This window comes from Lysinibacillus sp. Ag94, assembly GCF_023242215.1.
Classification (GTDB): Bacteria; Bacillota; Bacilli; order Bacillales_A; family Planococcaceae; genus Lysinibacillus.
The window spans coordinates 1477283-1492373 of the sequence record NZ_CP096780.1; the positions used below are offsets into that span (position 1 = coordinate 1477283).

Sequence of the window (15091 nt, forward strand, 5' to 3'; positions counted from 1 at the left end):
ATGATAATCGAATGAAAAAGCTAAAAATTGGCATTACCTGTTATCCTACAGTTGGAGGCTCTGGTGTTATCGCAACAGAATTAGGAAAAATGCTTGCAGAGAGAGGGCACGAGATTCATTTCATCACCTCGAGCGTACCATTTCGATTGAATAAAATTTATCCAACCGTCTTTTTCCATGAAGTAGAAGTTAGCAATTATTCAGTATTTCAATATTCGCCATATGATATAGCATTAGCGAGTAAAATGGCGGACGTGATTAAGGATGAAGAACTAGATGTGCTTCATGTGCATTATGCAATACCACATGCTGTTTGTGCTGTTTTGGCACGTGAAATGAGTGGTCGTGATATTGGGATTGTCACAACGTTACACGGTACAGATATTTCTGTGCTTGGGCAGGATTCCACTCTTTCACAGGCAATTAAGTATGGCATTGACAAATCTGATATCGTAACGACAGTGTCAGAGGCATTAAAGCAACAAACATACGAGCTTATTGATACAGTAAAGCCGATTCACACGATTTACAATTTTGTTGATGAACGTGAATACTTCCCACGCAATCCAGGAAACTTAAAGGAACAGTTTGGAATAAAGGAAGATGAAAAAGTTATTATTCATGTATCTAATTTCCGTAAAATTAAAAATCTTCCACATATTATAGACGCCTTTATGAAAATACGTGCGAACATGAAGGCAAAGCTATTGCTTGTAGGAGATGGTCCAGAAAAGCATCGTGTAATGGATCAAGTAAAGGAAAGTCCTTATATGGAGGATGTTTTATTTTTAGGCAAACAAGAAAATTTAGCTGAATTGTATGCGATAAGTGACCTTAAATTATTACTATCACAGCAGGAATCATTCGGGCTAGTTTTACTTGAAGCAATGGCTTGTGGTGTACCTTGTATTGGATCAGCTGTAGGCGGTATTCCAGAAGTCATTGAACATGGGGTAGATGGCTATATAGTGGAATTAGGTGATACGGATGCAGTAGAAGAGTATGCTGTAAACCTATTGAAGGATGAAGACAAATTACAACATTTCCGAGAAGCAGCTATCCGCGCTGTTGATGAAAAATTCCATTCATCTAAAATTGTAGAACAATATGAAAAATTTTACGAAAAGGTTGCTGAAAGAAATCATGCAAAACAATAAAGAATGGCAAGCAGCCTATTCAGTTATTGAGCAACTAGAATACGCAGGCTTTGAGGCAGTGATCGTCGGCGGTGCAGTACGAGATGCTATACTTGGTCGTCCTGCCCACGATGTAGATGTTGCGACAAATGCCATGCCAGACGAAGTAAAGTCTATCTTTGATCGCACAGTTGATATAGGGATTCAGCATGGGACGGTACTTGTTATCGTGCCAGCTGGATCGGTGGAGGTAACGACATATCGCACAGATGGTGAATATACGGATCACCGTAGACCCGAGGAAGTGCAATTTGTCCGTTCGTTAAAAGAAGATCTACAGCGCCGAGACTTTACGATGAATGCCATAGCGATGCGTCGTGATGGTTCTTTTGTTGATTTTTATGGAGGACGCCAAGATATTGAGGCTGGTGTCATTCGAGCTGTTGGTGATGCACAGAAACGTTTTTCGGAAGATGCATTACGAATGCTACGGGCCATACGTTTTTCAGCACAGCTCGGTTTTCTAATTGAATCAGAAACTTTGAAAGCAATGCAGGACAAGGCTGATAATATTTCTTGGATTGCGAAAGAGCGTATAAAGGCAGAGCTCGATAAGCTATGGGTAGGGAAAGATGTTTTTAACGGTATAAAAAAGCTGAAGGAAAGTAACTTAGTGAATTATTTGAATGGTACTTTTCAAGCGCATGACTGGTCTGAATTTAACACGCAGGACAAGTTATTAGGCTGGGCATATTTCGCGGTATTACAGGGTGATCATTGGCGAGAAGTGCTAGGTGACTATCGTTTATCGAATAAGGAGATGGCATTTGTAAAAGCTGTGTTAGAAGCTTTAAAAGCTTTAAAAAATGGCTGGACGAAAATGGATTACTTTTTATATACTCAACAGGAACTTGAGGCAGCTTGTTATTTTGCGGAGTTGAGACAGCTTGATGTTCAAATGCCACAACAAAGTATACTTGAAATACAGACAGCTCTTCCTATTAGACGTAAACAGGAGCTTATTGTAAAAGGTACGGATTTGTTAAAATGGTCCGGAATAAAAGGTGGGCCATGGGTAAAAGAAGCGTTGCAGGCGATGCTTGAAGCAGTTGTGAATGGTGAATGTGCTAATGAACACCATCAACTAAAGGCTTGGTTTGAGCGTGAGTATGTCCGTAAGCAGGAAAACACTTAATATTACTATAATTATTACAAATTGAATGTAGTTATTTTAGAAAAGAGTTACCAAAAAACAACTAAAAGAAGTCGGTTATTGAAGTTGTTAGACATAGTAATTTCAGTAGGCACGCTTGGGGCATGAGTTTCGATATTGTATCGGACTCATGCCATGTTTTGTCTATATGATACTGATGTTTTTCAGTTTTAAGCTTTATATGATTTTATATTTGATAAGAAAATGTTACAGTATAATAAGGTGAACCCCTCAAAATTTTAAAAAGCTAGTTAAAAAATTGATTGTGGTCAAATGTGACTATATGCAGTATGATAAAATTTATTATTCAAAATAGAAAAATAAGTGTCGGCTATTTGTTTAAAGAAATGATTTGAAAATGGGTAATCCAAGAAAAATGAATAGCCTCGAATTAAAAGAGTTTTGAACTCATGTAAATATAGCAAGTGACCAAAAAGTGACCAATTACCATACGTCATCTAAAATAAGGTCGCTTGCTTTTGCTTTATCTTTTCGTCATCGTTTTTTTAGAAAGAACGGTTGGAGAAAAATGAGAAAACAATGTTTATACATAAACAAAATAATGTGTTAGTAGTTCCAAAAATTCAATATCAAGAATTCACTGATGAATCCAGAATCTTTACATCAAATTTTTAATTTAATAAAAATAAGTGATAGTATATTTTAATAAAGGATTGATTTGAGCATGAGTATTTCCATGAAGGATGAAATTTTAAAAAGAATATTAGCGGCTAACGGTGAAGCGGTTTCGGGTCAGGAGCTAGCAGATTCCCTTGGAGTATCCCGTACAGCTATATGGAAACATATGCAGTCGTTGCAGGAGGAAGGCTATACATTTGAGACGGTAAAGAAAAAAGGCTATGTGTTGACGGGCGTACCAAATAGCTTAAGTCCAACTCAAATTGAACTATTTTTAAATACAGAACGTTTTGGACGTGAAATTCATTATTTTGATGTTGTAGATTCAACACAAACAATCGCTCATAAGTTTGCACAGGAAGGCGCTCCGCATGGTACGATAATAATCGGGGAGGAGCAAACAGCTGGCCGTGGTCGTATGGCGCGCCCATGGGAATCTGCAAATGGCACCGGTATTTGGATGACCGTTATTGTGAGACCGGATGTTACTCCTCAGCAAGCTTCATCGTTTACACTTGTCGTAGCAGTTGCAGTTACGATGGCGATAAAAACATTATATAAACAAATTCAACCAGCCATTAAATGGCCAAATGATTTGCTCATTAACGGTAAAAAATGTACCGGTATATTAACAGAAATGCAGGCTGAGGCAGACTGTGTACAAGCACTGCTAGTAGGCATTGGTATTAATGCAAACCAGGTTGAATCAGATTTCTCCCCAGAAATTGCCAATATAGCTACATCTTTACGTTTAGAAGCAGGTGAGGAAATTAATCGTGCAGCCCTTGTTGCATCTATTCTTCAATATTTAGAACAATTCACGGATTTATATGTGAAGGAAGGCTTTGCTAGCATTAAAAAGCTATGGGAACAAATGTCGTGTACTATTGGACAACGTATTGAAGTAACGACTCTACGTGGACGCTTTGAAGGCATTGCCAGTGGGATTACGGATGAAGGTGTACTACAGCTAACAGAGGATGATGGCACAGTGCGAACAATTTATTCTGGAGATATAAAAATTTTATAGAAACACAAACATTCACTTAACAAGAACGTATATTTTAAAAATGTGAAAATATACGTTCTTTTTTAGAATTACAATTTAGTTTTGTATATTTTTTTCACGTTTGTAGTCTTGTCTAAAGAAGATCAGAGAAAGTATTAGTAAAACTATTGGAAGAAAAAAGAATCCAGAGTCATATTTAACTGAATGCTCCATTTTTAGTCCGAACAAATAAATGAATAAAGTAAAAGAAACAGATAAAGAGATTGTTCCCGCTATCGTTTTCATTACATGCCCTCCAATAAAAAAATTTTTATTTACTTTTTTATCACTTTATTTATATCATTCCATACATAAATAAGCTCCTCTACTATTTTTCCACCAATTTTTATTTCTACGTTATTGACATATTGTGCACCGTAATATTCATAGAAATCACGTGTTTTATTGTCGGCTAATACTTCAACAAATACTTTTTTGTATCCTTTTTGTTGAAAATAGGTGAATACTTCTTTGAGTAGTTGCTTCCCGATTCCCTTTCCTTGATATTCTTCTAAAAGATAGATAGAAGTTAAATCAGTTGCATTCGGTACTGAATTTGTTTTTCTTGTGCCACCGGTTGCAAAGCCGATTATTTCATCTTGTTCATTTTCCGCCACCAGTACATAGTTCGTAGCGTCTGAAATATTTTTCTTCCAGAGTTCTGTTCGCTGCTCGTAAGATAAGTTATTCAAAAAATCATCTGGAAGAATGCCTTTATATGTTGTTCGCCAACTGTCAACATGTACTTTTCCGATACCTAGAGCATCTTCAATGTTTGCTTGTCTAATTTTCATTTTGCTCACCTCAATAATCGTATTTTCTATCAAAGATGATGCCGTAACTGACCTGATTCACCTTAGATTCTACCTTCTCGTACAAGAACCGTACGAATATACTCATATGTGTATATGAATATTATATAATAAATGGAAAATTACAACGATTAATCAAATGAAGGAACTTAATCATATAAAAAAAAGACAGAATCACAAAATGTAATTCTGCCTTATTAGTGAAGAAAATTGAATCGGTAGCTTATCTTTATTTCAACCTTAATTGTAAGTCACCATGTGAAATAGTTGCTTTTAGTTGGTTATCACCGTTATAAGATCGCGATACTTTGCTGTTTTGATCCTCGTCATCAACAGTAAGATCCCCTAAGTCAGTTTGTAATTCATAGCCAAGTTCACTCTTTTTATTTTGTAAATGCAGTGTAGCATCCCCGAAGTTAGACGTAATAGTGGATTGACCATTTAATGTTCCATCAATGTTCATATCACCATGTTCACTTTCGGCAGCGAAGCCATTACTTGAAAATTGTTGTAGCTTCATATCACCAAATGATTGTGTAATCTCTGTTTTATCACCAGTAGTATCTTTCAAAAGTATGTCTCCAAAATCTTCAATTAGCTTTAACTCCTCATATTGCAAACCATGAATGGTTGTATCCCCAAAATTACTATTAAGGACAACGGTTTTCAGTTTTACATCTGCAGGCACATAGATTTTAATGGAAGGAGTTCTAAAGCTAGTAAATCCGAATTGAAAACGATTCTTCTTTTTACTCTTTGTTTCAACAGTTAATGTATGGTCTTTCATACTGTACGTCACATCATCAACATTAATAACATTTGTTTCTAATGCAAAACGATCACTAGTAACTATTTCAACATCTCCGTAGTGATTAATAATATTGAGATTAGTGAAATCATCTAGTTCATAGGAATTGCTTACTAGTTTATTGTTCTCGGGCAGTTGGATACCTTCATCATTTATTTCAAAACTCCATTTTCCACCAGAGAAATAACCAACTAGTGCTAACAGTATGCCTAAAGCGATCATAGTAATGGCAATATGGGTATGTCGGGAAGTCATTAGTAACCCTCCTTCCGTTTCTTCGTGATTTTATGGAATAGTTTACTTAATGCTTCAACACAAACAATAACGATTGTTTTGATCAAACGAGCAACGATTGGGAAAAGTAGGATGCCCAAACCTGTTACGATAAAGCCAACACCCATAAAGAGTAATGCTGTTGGCCAGTCCTGAGTTAAAATGAAGAAGCCTGAAATAAGTGCAGCGATTCCACCGAAAAAGATACTAAGTACAGTTGCGAGAATAGCAATAATAACGCTGAATATAACTGCCCCAAATGAAAAAATAAGTGCTATAGCTACTACAAGTAACGGTAATGAAAGTGGGGCAGATAATATTGCTAGAATGATAAGCCATATCGCAGACACATTCTTCTTCGTCGAAGTTGAAGTAGCTTCTAAATCCTTTAATGCATAGTCCGCCAATATTTGTGATGCAACATGAGAAGGGGAGCCTAGTTGTTGAATGACCCGCTGCTCGTTTTCCTCTCCTGCTTCATCGAAATATTCCTCATAATAGGCAAGCGCAGCATCAATCTCATGCGCTGGAAGACGTTGTAATTTCCCCCGAAGCTTTTTCAAATAGCTTGCTCTATTCATCATATTTCCCTCCTAAAAGTACACAATCAACCATTTCTTTATACTGTTGCCATTCTTTTAATAGCTCTAGTAATCGTATGCGACCTTGCTCGGTAATTTGGTAATACCGTCTATTTCTGCCTTGATAGGGCTGATCGTAAGTTGTTAAGCAATTAGCTTTTTGTAAACGGCGTAATACTGGGTACAGCGTAGATTCTGATATATCCATTACGGATTGTATTTGCTGTGTTAATGAGTAACCATAAGCATCCTCTTTATCGACGATGGCGAGTACACAAGCGTCAAGTAAAGCTGAGCCAAGTTGAAATGTCATCTTTTCTCACCTCACAATGTAGAACTATACAACGTTTTATATTATACGTCGTATAGTATGGTGGAAGTATATTACATATATCCTTAATTGTCAATTTTCATAAAAAAACGCAAGAGAAAAATAAAAATAGTAGTGTCACATCCCGTTGACAATAAAAGGTAAATTGATTACGATGAAAATGACAATAGTGTCATTTTTATGTTTGGAGGTTGAGATAATGCCAAAGGTAAGCTATGACTATGTACAGGAAAAGAAAAACAGCATTTTAGAAGCGGCTATAGCAGTATGTAAAGTCAAGCCACTTTATGAAATTACGATGAGGGATTTTATTAAAGCGTCAGGAGTAAGTCAGGGTGGGATTTATCGTTATTATGCAGACTTGGATGAAATACTTATTGAGGTTATAAATCAAGTAAATGTTAATGCAGACTATAAACATAGTATCGATGAAATTACGGATACGAGTAATTCTCCCACAAAAACAATCATTAAATTATTTAATTTTCTCGGAGAGTACATGAAGGAAAACGTATCAACAGTTGGCAAAATCCAATTTGAGCTTTCGATTTTATTTGCTAACAATCCAGATAGAGAAAAGAAAATTTTATCTGGCATTTATGAACATGAAAGTGGGCAATATTTTACGCAACAAATTTTTCATTCAATCCATAAGGGCATTTCTTCTGGATGCTTTCAGCTTAAGGTTTCGATAGAAGATTTAACTACTTTTATCATGACATCCATTGATGGCATTGTGAGAGACGTTGTCTTACAAAAATGTTACCGGGTGTTCTCAAATGATCAAGTGCAGTTTGATGAGATTCGATTGATGAATACGCTTTGCAAATCCGTATTATTACTATTGGGTGCGAAAGAAGGGGTGGATGAAAGTTGGGAATAGAGATAAGAAGATTTCTATTTTATACCTTTGCAACGTCTTGGATCATATGGGGCAGTTTAGCCTTATTCACACAGCTAAATTTGCTGAAGTTTGGGAATGCAATATCATTGCTATTATTTATTCTCGGCGGAATTACTCCTGCAATTTGTGAGATTTGGTTGAAAAAGAAATATTCAACTAAAAAAGAGTTCAAATCATTTATCCATAATGTAAAAAATCCTAAGCATCCTGTATCTTGGTACATATTTGCAATCGGATTAGCATTTGTGGCTTGTTTTTTACCAACGCTATGGGGCGGAGCAACTATGGAGAATCCAATGTATTTGGCGTTACTTGAATTACCAATCATGATTATTGGTGGAGGATTAGAGGAAATTGGCTGGCGTGGTTTTTTACAGCCTACATTACAAAAAAGATGGTCTCCTTTCACGAGTACAATGATGGTGGGTGTTATTTGGACGGTCTGGCATTTGCCATTATGGTTTGTCATTGGATCAAATCAAATGAACATGAATTTTCTATGGTTTTCCCTAACAGCTTTAGCATTGTCCTTTTTATTAACAATTATTTATCTCTCCACTAAAAGTATTTTTCTCTGTATTATTTTCCACGCTTTCATTAATGCATTTTGGGATGTCTTTGTACCAGCTACAAATGTAACGTCTGGTTTATTCACATTTTTATTTGCTCTATTGCTATTTACTATGTTTGAAGTTTATCGAAAATCAAACTTTCAGAAACGAATGGTTTGAGTTTGCATAATTATTGATCGTAATTATTAGAAAATAATATTTGAAGATTACTAGGAGAATCTGTTATAGTATGTGCGAAGGGCAGTATCCTTTCGAGAACGGCACCTTCAAAACGCAAGTACAATTTACAAAAATATCTGCCTTGATCTTTTAATGACAGGGACGGAAGAAAACAAGCGTTCAAAAATATAACTTTATACAATGGAATGGGCAATGCTCTCAATGAGATGTATTTCCTTCTCCCTTTATTAAGTTATGGCCTCTAATCAACAACGAGAGGTGATTTTTGATGACGAACGACACCACCCTTCTGTCCATTTTAGGAACAGAGGGGTTTTTCTGTTTTCTTTCCTTAAAAAAGGAGGACTACATGATGAAAACGACTTCAGATTTTTTAAAGATGAAGGCAGCAGGTGAGAAAATCGTGATGCTCACTGCATACGATTATCCTGCTGCAAAATTTGCGGAGGAAGCAAGCGTCGATATGATTCTAGTGGGAGATTCACTAGGTATGGTAGTACTAGGCTATGATTCTACAATGCCTGTAACCGTGGCCGATATGGTTCACCATGCAAAAGCGGTGCGCCGAGGGGCAAAGGATACGTTTGTTGTTGTGGATATGCCGTTTGGTTCATACCACGGTGATGTACACGAGACGTTGAAAACGGCCGTATCCATGATGCAGGAAACAGGTGCAGATGCACTAAAGTTAGAGGGAGCAGACGATGTTTTACCAGCAATTCGTAAATTAACGTCAGCAGGCATTCCGGTTGTAGCTCATTTAGGTTTACTACCTCAATCAGCAGGAGTACTTGGTGGTTACAAAGTTCAGGGTAAAACAGCTGAACAGGCTAAAAAACTCATTGAAGATGCAAAAAAATGTCAAGAGGCTGGAGCATGTGCAGTCGTCTTAGAATGTATTCCGCATCAGCTAACAGAGATGGTATCCGCTAATCTCATTATTCCAACAATCGGCATTGGGGCTGGTGTTGAGGCTGATGGACAAGTGTTGGTTTATCATGACATGTTAAGCTACGGTTCACATCATGTACCAAAATTTGTGGAACAGTTTGCTAATATGGGTCAAGAAGCGAGCCGTGGAATTGCTAGTTACGTAGAAGCGGTCAAGGCAGGCACATTTCCTGCGCCAAAGCATTTCTTCACGATGAAAGAGGAAGCGCTGGATCAGCTATATGGGGGCGTAAAGTAATGAAAATCGTCACTACAGTCCAAGCATTAACCGTAGAAATCCAAGCAGCTAAGCAAGCTCAAAAAACAATTGGACTCGTTCCAACAATGGGGTATTTACATGAGGGTCATTTAACGCTAGCAAAAACAGCTCGTGTCGAAAATGATTTAGTCGTGATGAGTATTTTTGTCAACCCAACACAATTTGGGCCAGACGAGGACTTTGAAAGCTATCCACGTGATTTGCCAAGGGATACTGCTTTAGCAGAGTCTGTCGGTGTAGATATTATTTTCGCACCGAGTGTTGAAGAAATGTATCCGCATGATGGTGGTATTCGTATTCATGCGGGTGAACAGGCAACTATTCTTTGTGGAGCGAGCCGTCCAGGTCATTTTGATGGTGTTTTACAGGTTGTATCGAAATTATTTCACCTAGCACAGCCGACACGCGCTTATTTTGGACAAAAAGATGCACAGCAGGTTGCTATTATTGCTACGATGGTACGCGATTTTAATTTCTCTTTAGAAATGCGAGTAGTACCTATTGTACGGGAGAAGGACGGTTTAGCGAAATCCTCTCGTAATGTGTATTTAAGTGAAGCGGATCGTCTTGAGGCGCCAGCAATACATGAAGCGCTACAGCTTGCTCGTGATAGCTTTTTAACGAATGGTGATGTTGCGAATGCGCTTGCAAAAGCAAAGGCACACATTGCAGCACGCACACACGGCCACATCGACTATATTGAACTATTAGCATATCCAGATTTAATACCTGTAACTGCTGAGACGGAGCAAGTGCTTTTAGCTGCAGCCGTCTATCTTGGTAAAACTCGATTAATTGATAATTGTATCTTTAATGTGAAAGAAGGATTGTAATATGTTGCGAATGATGATGAATAGTAAAATCCACCGTGCTACAGTGACACAAGCAGATTTAAACTATGTTGGATCTATTACGATTGATGAGGATATTTTAGATGCAGTAGGGATGCTGCCAAACGAAAAAGTGCATATCGTTAATAATAACAATGGCGCACGTTTTGAAACCTATATTATTGCAGGGGAACGTGGATCAGGCGTTATTTGTGTGAATGGTGCAGCAGCACGCCTAGTGCAATGTGGAGATATTGTGATTATAATTTCTTATGTGTACGTAGATAATGCAGAGGCAAAAGATCATAAGCCAACAGTAGCTATTATGGGCGAGGGTAATATAATTAAAGAAATAATCGCCTATGAGCCAGAGGCAACAGTGCTGTAATGTGATAGAAGTGGGTACTACTTTGTAACTTTAAAGACAATTTTTTATAAGATGTTTGAAAGTGTACATTATTAAATTAAATTTTAATGATGTACACTTTTTATTATGTCAAAAAAATATTAAAAAGAAGGCATATCAGAGATTTGGCATGAAAATCTATTAATGAAGGACTGACATATTGATTATCGGTTTCGTTGATTTCAATATGAGTATAAAAGTAAATGTGTGAAATAAGGGTATGTTATTGGCTTTGCTCTTCATTAAAAGTTGCAGTTGATATTTAGTAAGACGTATATCTTGTAGGGATTGGAGTGAACGCTGGGCGACTCCTTGGGGATCACAGGGTCACAGATGAGACCCAGGAACGAGCAACGCGAGTGACGCGGCTCATCGCCCCTAGGAAGCTTTGCTCTGTAGCGAAAGCGAAGCGTCAGCAACAAATGTTTTCTGTAGCGAAAGCGAAGCGTCAGCTACAAAGCGCACAGCCGGAACGGAAGTCAACCAACACGTTATGGTGATGCGCCTAATGATAATCGTTCAGAAGTATTTTTTTGACCAATCAAAAATGGCAGAGGGATGCCGCTGAGCCAAATATATGATAAAATTCATCTATCTAATGTGAACTGTGAGTTGAGATGTATGGTGGAAAGTCAAAAGTATGCAATTGTTGATTTGGAGACGACTGGTCATTCACCGGCAAATGGGGACCGAATGATTCAAATAGCCATTGTTATTATGAAAGATTGGAAAATTGAGCGTACCTTTACGAAGTTTATTTATCCAGGTAAAGCTATTCCAACGTTCATTCAAGATTTAACGCATATTACGGATGAGGATGTAAAGGATGCCTTGCCGTTTGAGGCACATGCTGACTACATATACGAACTACTTGCTGATTGTGTATTTGTCGCGCATAATGCGGATTTTGACTTATCCTTTTTACAAGCAGAATTCAAGCGTGCAGGTTTACCGAAATGGCAAGGTAAAAAGATGGACACGGTTGAGCTTGCCAAAATTTTATTTCCAATGTCACTTAGCTTTAAGCTAGGTGATTTAGCGGCAGATTTAAATATAGAGCTAACAAATGCACACCGTGCAGATGACGATGCCCGAGCAACTGCTGAGCTCTTTAAACATTGCTGGAAGGAGTTACTCAGTCTCCCTCAGCTAACTCTTGAACAAATGCATAAACGTTCATTCAGATTGAAATCAAATTTATCCCAACTTTTCTTTGAAGCTCTGCAAATTAAAAGACAGCATGTAACTGCTAATGAGAATGTCTCCTACTATCGCAATTTAGCTATTTGTGATGGAAGAAAAAAGCATATAAATAATGAGGAGATTGTATCCTATCCACAATCAGCAGCTGACAAAATAACATTAATGACAAAGGCTATGGCAAATTTTGAGCAACGACCGGCACAATTTGAGATGATGGACACTATTTGGCAAGCGCTCAATGACAAAAGGGAATGCGTTATAGAGGCTTCAACAGGCATTGGTAAAACGGCGGGCTATCTACTTCCTGCGATTTTATATGCTCGAGCAGTCGATAAAAAAATTGCGATTAGCACATATACGTCACACTTGCAGGAGCAACTTGTTGAAGAGGAGCTACCGAAGATTGAAAAAATCCTTGGCACTAAAGTAAATATTGCTGTTCTGAAGGGCATGCAGCACTATATGGACGTTGCACGCTTTGAGCAATGTATGGCTTATGCCGATGAAACTTATGATGATACCTTTACGATTTTGCAGATTCTCGTTTGGCTGACTAAAACAGAAACAGGTGTGTTAAGTGAGCTTAATGTATCTGGTGGTGGCCAACTATTTTTAGAAAAAATCCGCAAAATGCCTGATGAAAAACCTTCAAAGGGCTTTGATTTCTATGAGCAAGCGTTAAAAAATAGTGAATTTGCTGATTGTATTGTAACCAATCATTCTATGGTACTCAGTGATTTAGTCCGTCAAACACCGATCTTTACAAAAATTGACGGATGGATCATTGATGAAGCACATCAATTTATACAATCTGCCATGCAGCAGGACGAAATTGTCTTCTCCTATACGCAGTGGAAGTACATTTTTGGCCAAATAGGAACGATGGAGGAAACTGCTTTGTTCCAGCAATTTAGTCAGGCCGCTAAGAAAAAACAACGTGTTTCTATGCAAAGCTTACAGCGACTAGATGCACAATTTATACGTCTACAACGGACATTCGATGAAACTATTCAGCGAGCTGTTCAAAAAATGCAGTACCAAATAAAAGGGAAACAAGCTAGTAGTAAATGCACTTTGTTTTTAGAGGATGTATCGCTAGCAAAAGAACCGCTGTTACAAGTAAGTAAGATTACACAGCAGTGGCTTGATCTTGCGACAGAAGTAGGACAGGCTTTTGAAAATAATATTGAGCAATTAGATAAAAATGAGCGCTATATATTATCGGAATGGCATTATTGGATCCGTGAATTAAAAGTGAAAATCGCTGAATGGGAGGAAATTTTCCTAGCGTCACAGGATGATAATTCAGTGTGGTTAGAATTCGATTTACGGAGCGTTCCAGGTAGCTTACAAGTTTTTAAAAAGCCTGTGAATGTCACGCCAATCATTGAAAAAGTACTGGCGCCGCTTCGTAAGCAGGCAAGCATAGTATGGACTTCTGGTACTTTAACTGTACCAGGAAATGAGCGTTTTGTGACGCGCCAGCTCGGTATTTCTGATAGTGTGCCAGTTCGAAAGCTTCAAGCGCCCCCATCCTATTATGCGGGAGCGAAGGCATTTATTGTCACAGATATGCCGGATATTCAACATGTGTCACAGGATGAATATATTGAAGCGGTCGCTCAGGCGATTACACGCACAGTACGGATGACGGAAGGACGTTGTTTTGTCCTATTTACCGCACAAGACATGCTTCGAAAAACAGTGGAGCTTATTCAAGATAGTGAACTCCTTGAAGACTATATGCTCTTTGCACAAGGTGTAACGGGGGGGAGCCGTATGCGAATCTTGAAATCATTCCAAAAATTTAGCCATGCCGTTCTTTTTGGTACAAACAGCTTCTGGGAAGGTGTAGACGTTCCGGGTGACGCACTTGCATCGGTTATTGTTGTACGCCTGCCGTTCTCCTCACCAGAAGAGCCTGTATTTAAGGCGCGCGCAAAGCATATTACGGCACAAGGTCGCAATTCCTTCAATGAGCTATCACTACCAGAAGCCATTATGCGTTTTAAACAAGGCTTCGGTCGTTTAATCCGTTCATCGCAGGATAAAGGAGCCTTTATCGTTTTAGACCGCCGCATTTCAACAAAGTCGTATGGTAAGGAATTTATCAAGGCGTTACCACCGATTGATGTTAAAAAATTACAACTACCTGAGTTGTTAAAGGAACTTAATCATTGGCAGAAATAGTTGAAACCCCTTTTGGGTCAAAATCTTAAAAAGTGTGAGAAATCAATGTAAAAAGTTGATTTCTCACGCTTTTTTGATGTGAAAATTTTATTCGTTTGCACCTAGATAAAAGTACCTCTTACTGATTTCCCCTAATCCTAAATTTATGTTTAAAAAGTTCGTACCAAGGATCACCAATAAAGAATAGTGACAATAGAAGACAAAAAAGAAAATCAGCTGTTTGGACACCATCTGCAAAAAGGATTAGTGATACAGCTAAAAATGCTAAAATCCTAATGATTATCAGTTTTTTCATAAAACACGCCCCTTTTTTGTATAATAATGGTAATGAAAAATATGTATAGACTATCACATATATTATATGTGATTTATGAAATTTTTGGTAATTATAAAACTTGCTGGTAGATGATTTGGTTAGGGTTTCTTCGATTTTTTCAAAGACCATAAGAATGGGGACGAAGTAAATGGATATTTCCTAATTATATGATGGCTGTAAACCAATAAGGAGAATGCAGAAGGTGAGTTGGAATTTTCAGGTTTATGGCCTTCGACTTTTAACGTTCCCTTTGTTTGTAATATAACTTAGCCTAGGCATGCCTTTGTATAAATAAGCGGTTACTGCTAAAAATAAGACCGTCAAAATGAGCGAGTTAATTTACACAATAAGTATTTGTAATTTTACCACTTGTTATGACAATTTTTTTGCAATATCGACGCTTTATATACATGTGAAGAATGAACTTCGGGTGTATTAC

13 protein-coding genes are annotated in these 15091 nt (G+C 37.7%); 9 read left to right on the plus strand and 4 right to left on the minus strand.

The features are described 5' to 3' along the window. Nucleotides 1–11 precede the first annotated feature (11 nt). The 3 genes from bshA to MY533_RS06675 all read left to right on the plus strand — a co-directional run bounded on the left by bshA (nt 12) and on the right by MY533_RS06675 (nt 4018). Nucleotides 12–1157 (plus strand): N-acetyl-alpha-D-glucosaminyl L-malate synthase BshA, encoded by a 1146-nt coding sequence (gene bshA, locus MY533_RS06665; protein WP_248718466.1) that lies wholly within the window; start codon nt 12–14, stop codon nt 1155–1157. Next, nucleotides 1144–2331 carry a CCA tRNA nucleotidyltransferase gene (locus MY533_RS06670; RefSeq protein WP_248718467.1) on the plus strand — a complete coding sequence of 396 codons (1188 nt, stop codon included), beginning with the start codon at nt 1144–1146 and terminating at the stop codon, nt 2329–2331. The genes bshA and MY533_RS06670 overlap by 14 nt, the downstream gene beginning before the upstream one ends. Before the next feature lie 703 nt (nt 2332–3034). Then, nucleotides 3035–4018, plus strand: coding sequence for a biotin--[acetyl-CoA-carboxylase] ligase (locus MY533_RS06675; RefSeq protein WP_248718468.1), 984 nt, complete (start codon nt 3035–3037; stop codon nt 4016–4018). 293 nt (nt 4019–4311) lie between these two features. Here the strand turns inward: MY533_RS06675 and MY533_RS06680 are convergent, their stop codons facing one another. From MY533_RS06680 to MY533_RS06695, 4 genes are all read right to left on the minus strand, one after another. Continuing rightward, entirely contained in the window at nt 4312–4830 is a 519-nt protein-coding gene (locus MY533_RS06680) for a GNAT family N-acetyltransferase (protein WP_248718469.1), read from the minus strand. A 247-nt stretch (nt 4831–5077) separates the two neighbouring features. Next, nucleotides 5078–5911, minus strand: a complete 834-nt coding sequence (locus MY533_RS06685; RefSeq protein ID WP_248718470.1) for a DUF4097 family beta strand repeat-containing protein — start codon at nt 5909–5911, stop codon at nt 5078–5080. Then, a complete protein-coding gene (locus MY533_RS06690) occupies nt 5911–6513 on the minus strand; it encodes a DUF1700 domain-containing protein (RefSeq protein WP_248718471.1) in 603 nt (200 codons plus the stop codon). Before MY533_RS06690 ends, MY533_RS06685 begins: the two co-directional genes overlap by 1 nt. Then, nucleotides 6503–6823: a PadR family transcriptional regulator gene (locus MY533_RS06695; RefSeq protein ID WP_132359204.1), complete on the minus strand. Its 321-nt coding sequence runs from the start codon at nt 6821–6823 to the stop codon at nt 6503–6505. The genes MY533_RS06690 and MY533_RS06695 overlap by 11 nt, the downstream gene beginning before the upstream one ends. 217 nt (nt 6824–7040) lie before the next feature. Here MY533_RS06695 and MY533_RS06700 point away from each other — a divergent pair, with 217 nt between their 5' ends. The 6 genes from MY533_RS06700 (at nt 7041) to dinG (ending at nt 14336) form a co-directional block, all read left to right on the plus strand. Next, on the plus strand, nt 7041–7724 hold the full coding sequence (locus MY533_RS06700) for a TetR/AcrR family transcriptional regulator (protein ID WP_248718472.1): 684 nt from the start codon (nt 7041–7043) through the stop codon (nt 7722–7724). Beyond that, nucleotides 7715–8476, plus strand: coding sequence for a CPBP family intramembrane glutamic endopeptidase (locus MY533_RS06705; RefSeq protein WP_248718473.1), 762 nt, complete (start codon nt 7715–7717; stop codon nt 8474–8476). The genes MY533_RS06700 and MY533_RS06705 overlap by 10 nt, the downstream gene beginning before the upstream one ends. A gap of 373 nt (nt 8477–8849) precedes the next feature. Next, entirely contained in the window at nt 8850–9686 is an 837-nt protein-coding gene (gene panB / locus MY533_RS06710; RefSeq protein ID WP_248719166.1) for a 3-methyl-2-oxobutanoate hydroxymethyltransferase, read from the plus strand. Continuing rightward, nucleotides 9686–10540: a pantoate--beta-alanine ligase gene (gene panC, locus MY533_RS06715; RefSeq protein WP_248718474.1), complete on the plus strand. Its 855-nt coding sequence runs from the start codon at nt 9686–9688 to the stop codon at nt 10538–10540. The genes panB and panC overlap by 1 nt, the downstream gene beginning before the upstream one ends. A 1-nt stretch (nt 10541) precedes the next feature. After that, entirely contained in the window at nt 10542–10925 is a 384-nt protein-coding gene (panD, locus tag MY533_RS06720; RefSeq protein WP_248718475.1) for an aspartate 1-decarboxylase, read from the plus strand. Nucleotides 10926–11564: 639 nt separating this feature from the next. Continuing rightward, nucleotides 11565–14336: an ATP-dependent DNA helicase DinG gene (gene dinG, locus MY533_RS06725; RefSeq protein WP_248718476.1), complete on the plus strand. Its 2772-nt coding sequence runs from the start codon at nt 11565–11567 to the stop codon at nt 14334–14336. The last annotated feature ends 755 nt before the right edge of the window (nt 14337–15091 follow it).